Origin of the sequence: Novosphingobium sp. PhB55 (assembly GCF_004368805.1) — a bacterium.
Lineage (GTDB): Bacteria > Pseudomonadota > Alphaproteobacteria > Sphingomonadales > Sphingomonadaceae > Novosphingobium.
Window position 1 is genome coordinate 350,644 of record NZ_SODQ01000006.1, and the last position, 16,108, is coordinate 366,751.

Consider the following 16,108-nt stretch of genomic DNA (forward strand, 5'->3'; position numbering starts at 1 on the left):
CGGTGCGACGAATCGCACCGGGCATGATCGTTTCATCCGTCAAAAAACGGTGGATTAACGGCGATCGCCCAGGAAGCTCAGCAGGAACTGGAACATGTTGATGAAGTCCAGGTAGAGGCTGAGCGCGCCCATCACCACGGCCTTGCCGAGGAATTCGGTGCCGCGAAGCTGTGCGTACTGGTTCTTGAGCATCTGCGTGTCATAGGCGGTGAGGCCGGCGAAGATCAGCACGCCGAGCACCGAGATCGCCAGCTGCAGCACCGTCGAACCCACGAAGATGTTGATCAGCATCGCGATCAGAATGCCGAACAGGCCCATGATCAGGAACGTGCCGAAGCCCGAAAGATCCTTCTTGGTGGTATAGCCCACCAGGCTCAGACCCGCGAAGGCCGCAGCCGTTGCGAAGAAGGTCGTGGCGATCGACGTGGCGGTGAAGGCCAGGAAGATCGTCGACAGCGACAGACCCATGACCACGCAGAAGCCCCAATAGAGCATCTGGAGGGTCGAGGTCTTCATACGGTTCAGGCCGAAGTTCATCGCCATCACGAAGCCCAGCGGGGCGAGCATGATGACCCAGCGCAGCGGGGTGGTCAGCACCTGCATCGCCATGCCGGAGGAAGCGAACAACAGCGCCACGATGCCCGACAGCAGCACGCCCGAGGCCATGTAGTTGTAGATGGACAGCATGTAGCTGCGCAGGCCCGCGTCATACGTGGCCCGGCCGGCTTCGCGTCCGTCAAGGCTCGGAGACGCACCGAAGCCCGTACCGGGCTGGGGGTCGTTCCAATTCGCCATTTCAAACTCCCTTTCACAGGCGCTTGCGAAATGCGGCACCCGTACAGGCACGAATATCTGCTGTCCGGTCTCCGAATTCAAGGAAAACCGGCGGATCGACTTTGTGTCAAAATGTAAAAACTGTCGGAACCCGCCGGAATACGGCGATCAGGCCTTGCGGGCCTCCGCGGCCATTTCGGCATTACGGTCGCGCGAAGCGGCCATCGTGGCCGCAATCAGGCGCGTCAGGGCGTCGCCTGCATCGAGCACGTTCATGCCGGCGCGGGTCGACCCACCGGGGCTGGCCACCTTGTCCGCCAGTTCGCCGGCCGAGAACGGCGAGGCGGCCGCGAGCTGCGCCGCCCCTTCGACCATGGCCAGGGCAAGCCGCTGCGACTGCGCCTCGTCCAGCCCGAGCGACACGGCCCCTGCCGTCAGCGCATCGATGAAGCGGTAGACGAAGGCGGGGCCGCAGCCTGCCAGCGCCGTGACGGAATCGAACAGCGCCTCTTCCGCCAGCCACTCCGGGGTGCCGAGATGGGCCATCATCGCCGTGACCGCTGCCCGCCCCGTCTCATCGAGACCGCGCGAATCCAGCGCGATCGGCGACTTGCCGATGGCGGCGGCAAGGTTGGGCATGATCCGCACGACTGCACCCGCCGCGGGGAACCGCGCGGCAAGGCTCTCGAACTCCACACCTGCAAGAATCGAGAAAAGCGTCGTCTCGCGCCCGACCAGCGCGCCGATCGCCGGGGCGGCCTCATCCAGGCCCTGAGGCTTGATACCCAGCATGACCACGTCGAAGCGACCTTCGCGCGGCAGTTCGCCGAGCAGGGTCACCCCCTCGGGCGCTTCGGTGCGCTTGGGATCGACGATGGTGAAACGCGATGCGGCGATACCGCCCTTCAGCCAGCCCTTCAGCATGGCGCCGGCCATATTGCCGCAGCCGACGAGAAGGATGTTCTGAAACCGCTCCATGTCATTCCCCTTGCGCGAGACCTTGCGACGTCCCGGCGCCTAGAGCGTTTGCCGAGCAGATGGGATCACCTGATTGCTCGGAAAACGCGGCAAACCAAAAACCTGCGGCGACAGGGCCGACGCAGCAGGATCGGATCCCGCTCTAAGGGAGCGACGGCACACTGCCAAGGGCCAAAGCCCGACAAGACGGGCCATCCACGCCGAACCTGCGCAGCGGGGTCAGGCCTCTCCGGCCGCGTCGATCATGGCTGCGGCAAGCGCCTCGGTCGGGGTCTTGTCGCCCCAGAGGATGAACTGGAACACCGGATAGAAGCGGTCGCATTCCTCGATCGCCGCCTCCACCACGGTCTGCGCCTGGCCCGGACCGAGCAGGCCTTCCTCGCCCAGCATCAGCCCGTGGCGATAGAGCACCACGCCGCTGCTGGACCAGGTGTCGAAATGGCCGACCCAGAGCTGCTCGTTGATGAGAGCCAGGGCCTCGAACATGGCCTGCCGCTTGCTGTCGGCGATGCGAATGTCCGGCAGGCAGAGCAATTGCAGCACACGGTCTTCCGCGCGCCAGATCGCCTGGATCTGATAGGTCGCCCAGGCGCCCTTCACTTCGGCGGAGATCTCATCCTCGCCCGAGTGCTCGAACGCCCAGTCGCGCGCTTCGAACAGCGACGCCAGCATCTCGATCGGGGCGGACTCGTCCTCCCGGCTGATGTCGTCCTGTACCTGCCTCATGATTTCCGACATTTGCCCTCCGCGACGCGACGAGCCATGGATGCTTTGCCTGGGGGGGCAAGCACAATCCGGGGCATGCGATCGCCTGAGCAAAACTGCACAAGCCTGTTCACAGGATGTGGATAAGGCCCGCCGCCCCGCCATTAGGACAGTTCGAAGTCACCCGGATTTGCCGGACGCGGCCCTCAGGCCCGCTTTACGCATAGGGAAGCGGGCCGCCTCCGCGACCCGCCCGTCACTTCGCCGAAAGCGCGTCGACGACCTGCCCCGCCGGACTCGTCCAGGGAAGCGCGTCGTTGAAGCCCTGCTTCTTCGCATCGGCGATGAAGCTGCCGGCCGCCTTCTGCGTCTCGAACGGACCCACGAGGATGCGGTTGGTCCGCCCCATGTCGCTGACATAGGGTTCGTGGCCCTTTAACAGCGCGGGCGACTGCTTGAGGTAGCGGCGCCAGTCGAAAGCGATGGCAGCCTTGTCGCGGCCCACGCCGATCTGCACCCAGATCCGGCTGGGATGCGACGGCGGCGCAGGCTTCTTGCCCTTGGCGGCGGCATCGGCCTTGGCCTTTGCGGCAGCCTTGGTCTTGGCAGAGGCCTTGTCGTCTTCCGCCTTGTCATCGGGCTTGGCCTTGGGGTCGGGCTTGGCCTTGGGGTCTGCCTTGGCTTTCGGCTCGGGCACCTTGGGCGCTTCCGGTTCGGGCTTGGGAAGGTCGATCTTGGGCGGCGCCGGACGTGCCGGCTCTATCTGCCGCATGTCGACCGCGCCCGAGGCCGGCATGATCTGCATGGTGGGCTTGCCCAGATCCGCGAAGATCTGCTCCAGCGAAAGCTGCTGGGCGTTCGGTTCGGGCGGCGCTTCCGCCACGGGCGGCTTGGCCGGCGTGCTGCCAAGCGGCGCAACTGGCGCACTCGGCGTGGCGGGGAGCCCGGGCGCGGGTGTCACGGGTTTGGAGACAACGGGCGACGTCGAGGGCGCCGCGGCAGGCTGACCCGCCGGAACCCGCGCAAGGTCGAAACCGGGGCTTGCGGCGGCCGTAGACGGCGCAGAGCTACTCCGCGCAGCAAGCGAGGCGGCAGCCCATTCGCGCGTTACCGAGGTCGAGGCAGGCGCGGCCGTTGCCGTCGCGGGCGGCTTGGCGCTGACCGGGGCGGGTTGCTCCGCCTTCGGCTTCACGGGAGGCAGTTCGCCCGTCGGCGTATCGGCACGCTCGATGGTCGGCATCGGTTCGGGGGGCGCGACCCGTGCCGGCTCTGCCGCCGCAGCGGGCGCCGTGCGCGTGGAGGTCGTCCGCCCGCCGCCGATGCGATAGGGATCCGCCGCGGCCACCGATGTGCCGCCGGTCCGCGGGCCGGCCTTTGCCGGTTTCGTGCTGGCCTTGGCCGTGCGGGACGTGCGGGTAGCCGCAGTGCCGCCGCTGCCCAGGGCTTCGCCGCGCGGGACGAGATTCGCGTCCGCGCTGGCAAGCCGCGTCGGCGTGTAGGCCGCGATCCGGGCATCGTCATGCCCGATTTCCGAAGCGCGCGGGAACTTGCCGAGATTGGCCGCCGCCGCCTGCTGCGCGCGGGTGAGACGCGGCATGTAGCGCAAGTAAGGCGCAATGTTCTGGGCCAGTTGCGGGGGCAGGATGGTGTTCGAGACTTCCACCGCCTGCTTGGCGTCGCCCGCGATCGCCAGCGAGAAGGCGCGCGTACGCCAGCCCGGTTTGTCCTGCTTGCGCAGCAGGGGCATGATCGTCGTTTCCGAGGCCTGGGCATCGCCGGCAATCGCCTGGCTGATCGCCAGTCGCATGCGGACATCCTCGTCATTGGCACCGCCGAGCGCCAGGGCATAATAGCGCTGCGCGGCGGCGTTGTCGCCGACGAGGTCGTAGGCCAGGCCGCGGTCTGCCGCGAGCTGCGTGGGGCTGGCGCCCGCCTTCTCCGCCTCGGCGAACAGCGGCAGCGCGGCAACGGGATCGCCGCTCTGCGCCAGCGAGGCGGCGAGCCCTGCCTTGACCCGCGCATTGCCGGGCGCAATTTCGTCGGCGCGGCGATAGAAACCGATGGCGGCGTCGAAATCGCCCAGCTTGCGCGCCGCATCGCCTGCGTCAAGCAAGGCGGAGGTGTCCCGCGGATCGCGCGCCAGTCGCGACAGCGCGGCGTTGAGCTTCAACTGGTCGGCGCTCGGCAGCGCTTGCACCACCGGCGCGGCGATGGCTGCGGCCGGGAGGACGGCGAACGAGAGGGACGCAGCGGGAACGACCAGCGCTACATGCACGGCTGCCGAGGCCAGCCACTTGCTCGAAACCCTCTGACGTACCCGCAAGACCCGAAAAACCTCTCAAAACGCGCAAAGGCCCGACTGGAATCGGGCCTTTGCTGAAAACCGATCGGCCGCGTCTATGTCGCCCGATTCATGAACCTTGCGAAAACGGGAGGGGACGGCCGCAAACCGGCCGCCGCCCGCCCATTTTCATTACTGGTTGTTCTGGCGCCCCAGGAATCGGGGGATGCTGATCGAGCCGCCATCATCGTCATCGCCCGCCGGTTCGGCCGGAGCCGCCTTGGGACGCGAAAGGCTGGTCATGCGCTCGAACAAAGTGCTGCCACCGCCGACCGGGCGAGCCGGTGCGGGATCGGCCGGACGCGCGCGGGCCGGTTCAGCGGCTTGCGGCTGCCCGCCGCCCAGCAAGAGTTCGTCCTGCTGGCGCTGGCTGGCGGCCTGCGGAGCCGGCTGATGGGCCGACTGGTGCGGGGGCTGGGCCTGCGCCATCGCGCCGAGATCGAGCGGTTCGGGACGCGCGCTGCGAAGACCGGCGTAAGCGGCCGGGGCCTCCTGCTCGACTTCCTCGCTGGCGCCGAGTTCCAGTTCGAACGGCTGGTCGGCCGACTCGGCAGCCGGCGTCGACAGTTCGAACGGCTCGGAAGCCGGAGCGACCGGCGCTGCGGCGGCCGGAGCGGGCGTGACGAGCGGCGTCGGTGCGCTGGGCACCGGGCGCGACACCATCGGACGAACCGGGCCGCGCGAAGCGCTGAGGTTCAGCGGACGCGAGGCGATCTCGGCCATTTCCGTGGTCTGCTCGATGCCGGTGGCAACCACCGAAACGCGGATCTTGCCCTGAAGGTCGGGGTTGAAGGCCGAGCCCCAGATGATGTTGGCGTCAGGGTCGACCAGTTCGCGAATGTGGTTCGCGGCTTCGTCGACTTCGAGCAGCTTCATGTCGTCGCCGCCGATGATCGAGATGATCACGCCCTTGGCGCCCTGCATCGACACGCCGTCGAGCAGCGGGTTCGCTATGGCGCGTTCGGCCGCTTCGAGTGCGCGGTTCGGGCCTTCGCCCTCTCCGGTGCCCATCATCGCCTTGCCCATTTCGCCCATGACCGAGCGGACGTCCGCGAAGTCGAGGTTGATGAGGCCCGGCATGATCATCAGGTCGGTGATCGAGCGAACGCCCTGCTGAAGCACTTCGTCGGCAAGCTGGAAGGCTTCCTTGAACGTGGTTTCCGCCTTGGCGACCAGGAACAGGTTCTGGTTCGGGATGACGATCAGGGTATCGACGTGCTTCTGCAGCTCCTCGATGCCCGAGTCCGCCGAACGCATGCGGCGCGTGCCTTCGAACATGAAGGGCTTGGAAACCACGCCCACCGTCAGCACGCCCTTGGCGCGCGCGGCCTGCGCGATGATCGGCGCCGCACCCGTGCCGGTGCCGCCGCCCATGCCGGCGGCGATGAAGACCATGTGGACGCCGTCAAGCAGACGTTCGATCTCTTCGATCGTCTCTTCCGCTGCGGCGCGGCCCACTTCCGGACGCGCACCGGCGCCGAGGCCCTGCGTGATTTCCGGGCCGAGCTGGATGCGGGTTTCGGCGATCGCGTTGTTGAGCGCCTGCGCGTCGGTATTGGCGACGACGAAGTCCACGCCCTCGATCTGGGCCTGGATCATGTTGGCGATGGCGTTGCCGCCTGCTCCGCCTACGCCGATGACGACAATACGCGGACGAAGCTCTTCGATCGCCGGCGGTCCGATGTTGATGCTCATTTCGATCTCCTGGCAGGCACGTGCGCGAAGAAATTTACCTTGACTAGCCTGATTGCACGGCAGCCTCCGTCAAGGCAAAGCGTGCAGCCTTGTTGTCCACAGCCGAAACCGCGAATTCCAGCCAATCGTGCCGTTCCCGTCGCAGGGAATGCACGACTGACCAAAGGGCTTTGAGTCGGTTTGGAAATTCGCGGACAGGAATTCAGCGGCACCGGCCCTCGCCCCCACTAGATGCCCTGCCGGGCATCTTCCAAACAGTTCCTCAAAAGTACTCTTTCAATGCTCTATAGACGCGATTGACCACGCCAAGACCGCTGTAACTCACTGTACCTTGGCGGTTCTTGCCGAAAGTGCGAATGTCGATCGGGTCCGCGGCGGCATAGAGGACCAGTCCCGCAAGCGTGGAGAAGCCCGGTTTTACGTGGGCTTCGGCCAGTCCCGAAAGATGCGGCACGCGGCCGATGCGCACCGGCTTGCCCAGCGCCGCCTGCGCATAGTCGGCCAATCCCACCAGTTCCGCGCCGCCCCCGGTGAAGACAACCTGCTTGCCGCGCTGGGCGTTGAAGCGCATCAACTTCAGCGCCTTGTTTATTTCTTCCATCAGGATGCCGAGCTGGCCGGTGATCACCCCGATCAGTTCGGCGCGCGGGATGCGGTTCTTGTCATCGGCATGGCGGGCGATCGGGCCGGTGCCTTCCTCGCCCGGCGCGTTGACGGGAATCATCTCGCGGTGATCGTGCGGGCTGGCGATGGCGGAGCCGTTGACGCACTTGAGCCGCTCGGCCTGGAACCGGCGAATGCCGAAGGCCGAGGCGACGGCGTCGGTGATGTCGGCCGAGCCCATCGGGATGGAGATCATGTCGATCAGCAGCCCATGCGAATAGACCGCGACATTGGTGACTTCCGCGCCGAATTCCACCAGCGCCACGCCCAGGTCACGCTCTTCGGGCGAGAGGCAGGCCTGCCCCGCCGCGATGGGCGAGCCAACCACGGCCTCCACTTCGAGATGTGCGCATTGCACCGCTTCGGTCAGGTTGCGGATCGGAGCGCCGTCCGCCAGGACGATGTGGATGTCGACGCCGAGCCGCTCGGCATGGAGACCCTTGGGATTGCCCACGCCGTGCGCACCGTCCAGGCGATATTGCGCCGGCTGGGCATGGAGCACCATGCGCCCGTCGGGCTGGATCACTTCGCGCGCCGAGATCAGGAGCTGATCGATATCCTCCTGCTCGATGCGGCGGCCGCCGATCTCGGCATCGAACTGGTCGATGCGGCTGGCGAGCCCTGCCCCCGAGCAGCCGATCCAGACTTTGGTGACGCTGGTGTCCGCCATCTTCTCCGCCCGGTCGATGGCATCGCGCACGGCATAAGTGGCGGCGGCCATGTCAGTGACGAAGCCGCGCTTGATGCCCTGGCTGGCGCGGTGGCCCGAACCGAGCACGATCATGTCCCCCATCTCGGACATGCCCGCGACAATGGCGGAAATGCGGAAGGACCCGATGTTGACCGCGCCGAACACGCGGGTGATGCGTGGGGGTGCCATCACTGTTCCTCCGCTGCGGCGGCACTCTGGCTGCTCGCTTCGACGCTCGTATGGGGGACTGCGCCCGCCTTCATCGCCAGTTCCTGTCCTTCGGCGTCCGGGACCCGCAAGTAGATGCGGTCCTTCGCGCGCATGTCGATAGCCGTGACTTTGCCGCCGATCAGCCGGTTGGTGCCGTCAAGCCGGGCAAAAGTGACGAGCGCCCCGGCGGATTCGGTGTCGCCTTCCGGCAGCGCCAGCACCTGCCCGGTCTGAAACGTCAGGTTCCAGCGGCGGTTGCCGATCCATTCCGCTTCCTGCACTTTCGGCTGAAGCGCAGGCGCCGCTTCGAGCAAATGGCCGAGCTGGGTCACCTGCTGGCCCGCGCCTGGGCCGGACACGATCAGCTTGCCCTTGGCGTCCTTCCGGTTGATCGCTTCCAGTTCCTGCCCGGTTTCGTCGATGAGCACGAAACGGTCCGCCTTGCGGAGCACCGCATGGGGCTCTCGCTCGACGATGTCGATCACCAGCGTGTCCGGCAGCTGGCGAGAGACGCGCGCGTCCTTGACCCACGACAGACCCAGCAGTTCGCTGCGCAGCCCGTCGAGATCGACCTGGGTCATTGCCCGGTCGCGCTCGGCCAGGGCCTTTTCGTAGACTTTCAGCTCGTTGAGGTTCTTCACCCCGCGCACTTCGACGCGCTTCACCTCGAAACCGGCGTCGGCGGCGACCTGGGCGAACTGCTTGCCCGCCAGCATCGGCACGCCGGCCGCATTGGCCACGACCCAGATGAGCAGGCCCGCGCCGCCGAGGATGGCGACGAGGAAGATCTTGTGAAGCTGCTCCTCGGTGAAGGGCAGCCAGCTCATCACTGTATCGACGGCGGTGCCGCTGGTCGCCTTGGCCTGGCGCACCTTGGCCTTGGTGTTCTGGGCCGCGGCGGCCTTTCGCGCTGTCTTCGGCTTGCGCCGGATCGTCTGGCTCATTTGGCCCCCTTGGCGACCTTTCCGGCGTCGGCAAGCGCTTCGGCAATCACTGCTTCCACGAGATCGGGATATTCCATGCCGCAGGCGCGCGCCTGCTCGGGAACCAGGCTGAGCGGCGTCATGCCGGGCTGGGTATTGACCTCCAGCAGGAACAGACCCTCGATCCCCTGCGTGTCGTCCCAGCGGAAGTCGGCACGGCTGGCGCCCTTGCAGCCCAGCAACTGATGGGAGCGCAAGGCAAGGTCCTTGCAGGCCGCGGTGATCTCGTCCGGGATTTCCGCCGGGCAGACGTGCTCTGTCATGCCGTCGGTATACTTGGCGTCGAAGTCGTAGAAGCCGGACTTGGGCTTGAGTTCGGTGACCAGCAGAGCCCGGTCTCCGATCACGGCAGTGGTCAGTTCGCGCCCGCGAATGAACGGTTCGGCGAGCAGGCGGTCGAATTCCTGCCACGGGCCCTTGGCATCCGGCGCGATCGGATTACCGTAATTGCCCTCATCGGTGACGATGGCGACGCCCACCGAGGAACCCTCGTTGACGGGCTTGAGCACATAGGGACGCGGCAGTGGATCGCGTTCGTGGATCGTGGCGCTCTCGACGATGCGGCCGCCGGGCATGGGAATGCCGTGAGGCACGAGCGCCTGCTTGGTCAGCTCCTTGTCGATGGCGATGACCGACGTGGCGAGGCCCGAATGGGTGTAGGTGAGGCCCATCAGGTCCATCATGCCCTGCACCGTGCCGTCCTCGCCCGGCGCGCCGTGGAGCGCGTTGAACACGACGTCCGGCTTCGCCTCCGACAGGCGCAGCGCGACATCGCGGTCCATGTCGATGCGCGTGACCTTGTGGCCCTTGGACTCCAGCGCCTTGGCCACGCCCTCGCCGCTCATCAGCGAGACCGCCCGTTCGTTCGACCAACCGCCCATCAGGACCGCGACGTGGAGTTTTGGGAGGGTCACTGCGTCAACTCACTTCTTGCTTCAGCGGATAGTCCAACCCGCTGGATTTCCCATTCGAGCGTTACGCCCGAGTTTTCCTTGACCCGGCGGCGGACTTCCTCGCCCAGGGCCTCGATATCACTGCTGGTGGCGTCGGCCACGTTGAGCAGGAAGTTGGTGTGCTTCTCGCTCACTTGCGCGCCGCCCAGCGTGAGGCCGCGGCATCCGGCTTCATCCACGAGTTGCCAGGCCTTGTGGCCCTCGGGGTTCTTGAAGGTGGAGCCGCCGGTCTTGCTGCGCAGCGGCTGGCTGGCTTCGCGGCTGGCGGAAATGCGGTCCATTTCGGCCTGGATCGCCTCGGGTTCGCCTGCCAAGCCCTTGAAGCGCGCGGCGACGACCACGGCGCCTTCGGGCAGCTGCGAATGGCGATAGGTATAGCCGAGGTCGGCATTGTTCAGGGTGACCCGCGAACCGTCGCGCAGCACCACGTCGCAATCGACCAGCACGTCCTTGACCTCGACGCCATAAGCGCCGCCGTTCATGCGCACGAAGCCGCCGACCGTGCCGGGGATCGAGCGCAGGAATTCGACACCGGCAATGCCGTTGTCGCGCGCTGTCGAGGAGACGAGGATGCCGCTGGCGCCGCCGCCGCATTCCAGCGTGACCTCATCGACGCGGCCGACTTTCGCGAAAGCCTTGCCGAGCCGGATCACCACGCCCGGAACGCCGCCGTCGCGCACGATCATGTTGGAGCCGAGGCCCAGCGCCATGACCGGGACCGCCGGGTCGAGATCGCGCAGGAAGCCCTGCAGGTCCGCCAGATCCTTCGGCTCGAACAGCCACTCCGCCGCGCCGCCCGACTTGAACCAGACGAGCGGCGCCAGCGGCGCATCGGCCTTCAGCTTGCCGGCGACCTGGGGAAGGCTTGCCGCTTCGCTCAAGCGGCCCTCCGCTTGACGATCGCGTCGGCAAGACCGGCTGCCCACTTGGTGATGTCGCCCGCGCCAAGGCAGACCACCATGTCGCCCGGCTGGACCGACGTGGCCAGCGCGTCGGCCAAAGCATCCGGCCCGGCGACGACTTGCGCCGAGCGATGTCCGCGCGCCTTCATGCCCGAAACCATATGCTCGGAATCGACGCCTTCGATGGGCAGCTCGCCCGCGGCATAGACCGGGGCGGCGTAGACCACGTCGGCATCGTTGAAGGCTGCTTCGAAGTCTTCCATGTGATCGCGCAGACGCGTGAAGCGGTGCGGCTGGACCACCGCTATGACCCGGTTGCGCACGCCTTCACGCGCCGCTGCCAGCACGGCGCGGATCTCGACCGGGTGGTGGCCGTAATCGTCGATCACGGTGACGACACCGCCCTCGACCTCGACTTCACCGACTTTGGTGAAGCGGCGCTTCACTCCGCCGAACTTGGAGAAGCCGGTCTGGATGCACTCTTCCGAACAGCCCATCTCCACCGCCACGCCCACGGCGGCGAGCGCGTTCTGGACGTTGTGGCGGCCGGGCATCGGCAGTTCGATCCCCTCGATCCGGCGGAACGAGCCGTCGCGCTGGCGCAGCGCCACGTCGAAGCGGTTACCGCCGGGGATCGGCGTCACGTTCTCGCCGCGAATGTCGGCCTGGGCCGAGAAGCCGTATGTCACCACGCGGCGGTCGCGCACCTTGGGGATGATCGCCTGCACTTCCGGGTGATCGATGCAGAGCATCGCCGCGCCGTAGAAGGGCACGTTCTCGATGAATTCGACGAAGGAGTCCTTCACCTTGTCGAACGAGCCGTAGTGATCGAGGTGCTCGGGATCGATGTTGGTGACGACGGCGATGGTGCCGTCGAGACGCAGGAACGAACCGTCGCTCTCGTCGGCTTCCACCACCATCCAGTCCGAAGCGCCGAGGCGCGCGTTCGAACCGTAGGAATTGATGATGCCGCCGTTGATGACAGTGGGATCGACCCCGCCGGCATCGAGCAGCGCCGCGACCATCGATGTCGTGGTGGTCTTGCCGTGCGTACCGGCCACGGCCACCGTGTTCTTCAGGCGCATCAGCTCGGCCAGCATTTCCGCGCGGCGGACCACCGGAATGCGGTTTTCGAGCGCGTAGACGACTTCGGGATTATCGCGCTTCACGGCGGTGGAAGTGACGACCACGGCGACGCCTTCGACGTTCTCCGCCGCCTGGCCGATCATGACCTTGATGCCCCGGCCGCGCAGGCCTTCGACCACGTAGCCCTCGGCAATGTCGGAGCCCTGCACCGAATAGCCCAGGTTGTGCATCACTTCGGCAATGCCGGACATGCCGATGCCGCCGATGCCCACGAAGTGGATCGTGCCGATGTCGGTGCCGACGCCCCTCACTGTGCGGGCTCCTTCGCGAGCTTGCTCTTTGCGAGCGCCTCGCCGCCCTTGGCAGGCATGGCTTTCTCCAGGCGGATCACGTCCATGATCGGGGCCGCGCCGAAGCTCTCGACAAGGTCGGCAAGATCGCTGGCGGCATTGGGATAACCGCAGTTCCACGAGGCGTGGGCGGCATTGGCAAGGGTTTCGGGGTGCTGGGCCATGGCCTGAATCTGTTTCGCGAGCATGGTCGCGGTGAAGCTTTCCTGTCGGATTGCGCGGGCGCCGCCGGCCGCGACGATCTCGCGGGTATTGGCGGCCTGGTGGTCGTCGGTGGCGATCGGCAGCGGGATCAGGATCGCCGGTCGGCCGACCGCGGTAAGCTCCGCGATGGTCGAGGCGCCGGAGCGGCCGATGAAGAGATGGGCGCCGGCAAGCCGCTCGGCCATGTCTTCGAAATAAGTCGCGAGTTCGGCGGGGATGCCGTGGCCGGCATAGCGCGCGCGCACCGCATCGATATCCTCGGGCCGGCACTGCTGGATCACCTGGAGCCGCGAACGCAGCGCCGGGGGCAGCATGGCAAGGCCGTCAGGCACGACTTCGGAGAGCACGCGGGCGCCCTGGCTGCCGCCGGTCACCAGGATGCGCAGCAGGCTGTCCTCGCCGAATTCGGGGAACGGCGCGTCGCGCAGGGCCAGCACTTCCTCGCGCACCGGATTGCCGACCAGCGTGACTTTGTCCGCCAGCTTCGGATCGAGCCGGTCCACTTGCGCAAAGGCCGTGGCGATGGCGTTGACCTTGCCGGCGAAGTAGCGATTCACCCGGCCGAGCACCGAGTTCTGCTCGTGCAGCACCGTCGGGATCTTCGCCGAACGGGCGGCGAGCATCGTCGGCAGGGCGGGATAGCCGCCGAAGCCGACCACGGCAGTCGGCTCGAAACTCTCGAACAGGCGCAGCGCCATCGCGCGGCCGGACAGGATGCCCTTGATGCCCTTGAGCCAGTTCAGCGGATTCTTGCCCGCGATGCGCCCCTGCGGCAGGACATGAGCGGGCAGATAGTCGGGCTTGCCGGGAATGGCCGCGCCGCGCTCGTCGGTGATGAGCGCGACGTGATGGCCGCGACGGTCCAGCTCCGCGGCGAGCGCGAAGGCGGGGATGAGGTGGCCGCCCGTCCCGCCCGCAGCGAGGACGTAGTGGCGGCTGACCGAGCCGGATACGGCCGAACTCATGAAGAAAAGTCTCCAACGGCGCGCAGTGAGAACTTCTCGCGCTTGATGAACGGATTGCGGCGCGTGATCGCCAGCAGCAGGCCCACGGTCATGCACATGGCCACCGTGGACGAGCCGCCGTAGCTGATCAGCGGCAAGGTCATGCCCTTCGACGGAAACAGCTGCAGGTTGACCAGGATGTTGATGAAGGCCTGCCCGCCGAACTGCGAGGCGATGCCCGAGGCGGCGAGCACGGTGAAGAGGTCCTCCTCATCCACGAGACGCAGCATGACCCGCGTCAGCAGGGCAAGGTAGATCATGACGATGACGACGCAGGCGATCAGCCCGAATTCCTCGCCGATGACGGAGAAGATGTAGTCGGTATGCGCTTCGGGCAGCGCCATCTTGCGCGCGCCCATCCAGAAGCCCTGCCCGAACCACCCCCCGTTCAGGAGCGTGCGCTGCGCAAGGTCCACCTGGTCGAAGGCATTGCCGCCGGACAGGAAGGAATCGATGCGGTTGCGGCCGTTGTCGTATGTGAAATACATCAGGACGATACCCGCGACGCCCAGCCCGGCGAACATGCCGATGCGCTTGAGCGGAATGCCCGCCAGCAGGATCATCACGAAGAACGTGCCCGAAAACAGCATGGTGGAACCGAAGTCCGGCTGCGCCATGAGCAGCGCGCCCAGCAGGCCCATGAGGCAGAAGCAGATCGCCACCACCGGAATATGCGGATCGCGCGCGCGCCAGGACAGGATCCAGGCCAGCAGGATCGGGAAGCCGGAGCCCAGGAACTGCGACGGCTGGATCGAAAAGCCCAGCTTCAGCCAGCGCCGCGCGCCGTTCACTTCGGAGCCGATCACCGGCACCAGCACCAGCCCGACCAGCATGACGGCGGCAATCAGGATGCCCACGCGGCGCGCGCTGTCCTTCGACAGGCTGGACGCCCAGAACATCGCGCAAAGGCCCACGAACTGCCAGCGCAAGTGCAGCCAGAAGAAGTGGAGCTGCGAGAGCTTTTCATGCGCGGTAGACAGGCGCCGCGCACTCGCGGGCGAACCGGCCGCCACCGCAACGGCGCCGATGCCCATGAGGATCAGCACGATGGCCAGGACGGTGCGGTCAATCTCCTGCCACCAGATCGCCAGCTGGCCCCGGCGGTTGCGGTTGTAGCGGACGTTGGCGGGCTGAACGCCCGAAGCGGAACCGGGAGCGGCAGTGGCCATCAGTGCTTCACCCCATCTTCGCCTTCACCCTCGGGCGTATCGGCGGATGCGCCCTGCTCCTGCTCGCCATGAAGTTCGAGCAGAGCCTCGACGATCTGGCGGAAGGCCAGCCCGCGCGCTTCGTAGTCGCGGAACTGGTCGAAGCTGGCACAGGCGGGCGAAAGCATGATGACGTCGCCCGGTCTGGCGCGGGTCATCGCATCGCGGATGGCTTCGGCCATCATCTCACTGCGGTGCACTTCGGTGTAAGGGGCGAGGATTTCGGCGAAGCGCGGCCCGGCATCGCCGATGGTATAGGCAGCCGCGACATTGCCGAAGAACGGCGCGCATTCGTCAAGGTCGTCGCCCTTGGGAAGACCGCCGAGAATCCAGTGGAGGCGCGGCTCGGGATCGGGCGGAAACGCGGCCAGCGCCGGTGCGGTCGAGGCCGGGTTGGTCGCCTTGCTGTCGTTGATGTAGAGCACGCCGCCGGCCTCGGCCACGCGCTCCATGCGGTGCGGCAACCCGCTGAAGGTGCGCAGCGCGGGCTGCCACTGCTCCGCGGGAATGCCCAGGGCCTCGACGATGGCGACAGCCACGGCGGCGTTCTGCAGGTTGTGCGGGCCTTGCAGCGAGGGCCAGTCCTTCTGGAGCGGCGCAAGGTCCTGCCCGCCGACGCGGCGGACGGCGCCGGGCGCGCGGCGCAGTTCCTCGGTCTCGGCAATGTCGGAGGTCTCGCGGTCGCCGGTGCCGAAGATGGCGGGGCGCGCGGCGTCCTGCATCGCGAAGAGGCGCGCCTTGGACATGGCATAAGCCTCGAACCCGTCATAGCGGTCGAGATGGTCCGGCGTGATGTTGAGCAGCGCGGCCACGTCACAGTCCAGGCTGCGGGTGAGATCGATCTGGTAGCTGGACAGCTCCAGCACATAGACGCCGCCCTCCGGCAGCGGATCTTCGCCCAGCACCGGCACGCCGATATTGCCGCCGACGCGGGTGGGCACACCAGCGCTTTCCAGCAGGTGGCAGACCAGCGACGTCGTGGTCGACTTGCCGTTAGTGCCGGTTATGCCGACGACGCGGTGCGCGGGAAGGCTGCCGCGGGCGAGCGCGAAAAGCTCGATATCGCCGATCACCGGCACGCCGTGGCGGCGCGCGGCTTCGGCGATCGGGTGCTTGTTGAGCGGTACGCCCGGCGAGACGACCACACCGTCATAGCCCGTCAGGTCGGCGGTGACGGGGTCCGCGACTTCGATGCTTTCCTCGTGACGGCGCGCGCAGAGGGCGTGGCGCGGCTCTTCGCGCGAATCCCAGGCCATGACGTGGGCGCCGCTGGCCAGCAGCGTCTCCACCGCCGTGAGTCCGGAGCGCGCGAGTCCGAGCACCGCGTAGCGTTTTCCGGCAAAGGCGGGGGAGACGATCAA

General features: G+C 66.9%; 13 protein-coding genes. All 13 read right to left on the reverse strand.

The genetic code is table 11. The features are described from left to right. Positions 1-54: 54 nt before the first annotated feature. Positions 55-795 (reverse strand): Bax inhibitor-1/YccA family protein, encoded by a 741-nt coding sequence (locus EDF57_RS16910; protein WP_132261779.1) that lies wholly within the window; start codon positions 793-795, stop codon positions 55-57. 147 nt (positions 796-942) lie between these two features. Further along, positions 943-1,752, reverse strand: a complete 810-nt coding sequence (locus EDF57_RS16915) for a pyrroline-5-carboxylate reductase (RefSeq protein ID WP_134095106.1) — start codon at positions 1,750-1,752, stop codon at positions 943-945. 219 nt (positions 1,753-1,971) lie between these two features. Then, the gene (locus tag EDF57_RS16920; RefSeq protein WP_243654004.1) at positions 1,972-2,478 is read right to left on the reverse strand and encodes a YbjN domain-containing protein; all 507 of its coding nucleotides are present in this window, start codon (positions 2,476-2,478) and stop codon (positions 1,972-1,974) included. Between the two features lie 235 nt (positions 2,479-2,713). Continuing rightward, a complete protein-coding gene (locus tag EDF57_RS16925) occupies positions 2,714-4,780 on the reverse strand; it encodes an SPOR domain-containing protein (RefSeq protein WP_134095107.1) in 2,067 nt (688 codons plus the stop codon). A gap of 150 nt (positions 4,781-4,930) precedes the next feature. Next, the gene (ftsZ, locus tag EDF57_RS16930) at positions 4,931-6,493 is read right to left on the reverse strand and encodes a cell division protein FtsZ (protein ID WP_134095108.1); all 1,563 of its coding nucleotides are present in this window, start codon (positions 6,491-6,493) and stop codon (positions 4,931-4,933) included. Between the two features lie 262 nt (positions 6,494-6,755). Next, positions 6,756-8,036, reverse strand: a complete 1,281-nt coding sequence (ftsA, locus tag EDF57_RS16935) for a cell division protein FtsA (RefSeq protein ID WP_134095109.1) — start codon at positions 8,034-8,036, stop codon at positions 6,756-6,758. Further along, on the reverse strand, positions 8,036-9,001 hold the full coding sequence (locus EDF57_RS16940; RefSeq protein ID WP_132261769.1) for a cell division protein FtsQ/DivIB: 966 nt from the start codon (positions 8,999-9,001) through the stop codon (positions 8,036-8,038). Before EDF57_RS16940 ends, ftsA begins: the two co-directional genes overlap by 1 nt. Next, positions 8,998-9,954 carry a D-alanine--D-alanine ligase gene (locus EDF57_RS16945; RefSeq protein ID WP_134095110.1) on the reverse strand — a complete coding sequence of 319 codons (957 nt, stop codon included), beginning with the start codon at positions 9,952-9,954 and terminating at the stop codon, positions 8,998-9,000. The genes EDF57_RS16940 and EDF57_RS16945 overlap by 4 nt, the downstream gene beginning before the upstream one ends. Beyond that, positions 9,951-10,874: a UDP-N-acetylmuramate dehydrogenase gene (gene murB, locus EDF57_RS16950; RefSeq protein ID WP_134095111.1), complete on the reverse strand. Its 924-nt coding sequence runs from the start codon at positions 10,872-10,874 to the stop codon at positions 9,951-9,953. Before murB ends, EDF57_RS16945 begins: the two co-directional genes overlap by 4 nt. Beyond that, a complete protein-coding gene (murC, locus tag EDF57_RS16955; RefSeq protein WP_134095112.1) occupies positions 10,871-12,292 on the reverse strand; it encodes a UDP-N-acetylmuramate--L-alanine ligase in 1,422 nt (473 codons plus the stop codon). The genes murB and murC overlap by 4 nt, the downstream gene beginning before the upstream one ends. Then, entirely contained in the window at positions 12,289-13,500 is a 1,212-nt protein-coding gene (murG, locus tag EDF57_RS16960) for an undecaprenyldiphospho-muramoylpentapeptide beta-N-acetylglucosaminyltransferase (RefSeq protein WP_134095113.1), read from the reverse strand. The genes murC and murG overlap by 4 nt, the downstream gene beginning before the upstream one ends. Beyond that, a complete protein-coding gene (locus EDF57_RS16965) occupies positions 13,497-14,708 on the reverse strand; it encodes a putative peptidoglycan glycosyltransferase FtsW (protein WP_134095114.1) in 1,212 nt (403 codons plus the stop codon). Before EDF57_RS16965 ends, murG begins: the two co-directional genes overlap by 4 nt. Then, entirely contained in the window at positions 14,708-16,108 is a 1,401-nt protein-coding gene (gene murD, locus EDF57_RS16970; RefSeq protein ID WP_132261760.1) for a UDP-N-acetylmuramoyl-L-alanine--D-glutamate ligase, read from the reverse strand. Before murD ends, EDF57_RS16965 begins: the two co-directional genes overlap by 1 nt.

Bases quoted from the DNA above. Each gene is read 5' to 3' on its own strand.
- ftsZ (WP_134095108.1), bottom strand. From the start codon at position 6,493: ATGAGCATCAACATCGGACCGCCGGCGATCGAAGAGCTTCGTCCGCGT.
- EDF57_RS16910 (WP_132261779.1), bottom strand. From the start codon at position 795: ATGGCGAATTGGAACGACCCCCAGCCCGGTACGGGCTTCGGTGCGTCT.
- EDF57_RS16965 (WP_134095114.1), bottom strand. From the start codon at position 14,708: ATGGCCACTGCCGCTCCCGGTTCCGCTTCGGGCGTTCAGCCCGCCAAC.
- EDF57_RS16915 (WP_134095106.1), bottom strand. From the start codon at position 1,752: ATGGAGCGGTTTCAGAACATCCTTCTCGTCGGCTGCGGCAATATGGCC.
- EDF57_RS16920 (WP_243654004.1), bottom strand. From the start codon at position 2,478: ATGAGGCAGGTACAGGACGACATCAGCCGGGAGGACGAGTCCGCCCCG.
- ftsA (WP_134095109.1), bottom strand. From the start codon at position 8,036: ATGGCACCCCCACGCATCACCCGCGTGTTCGGCGCGGTCAACATCGGG.
- EDF57_RS16940 (WP_132261769.1), bottom strand. From the start codon at position 9,001: ATGAGCCAGACGATCCGGCGCAAGCCGAAGACAGCGCGAAAGGCCGCC.
- murG (WP_134095113.1), bottom strand. From the start codon at position 13,500: ATGAGTTCGGCCGTATCCGGCTCGGTCAGCCGCCACTACGTCCTCGCT.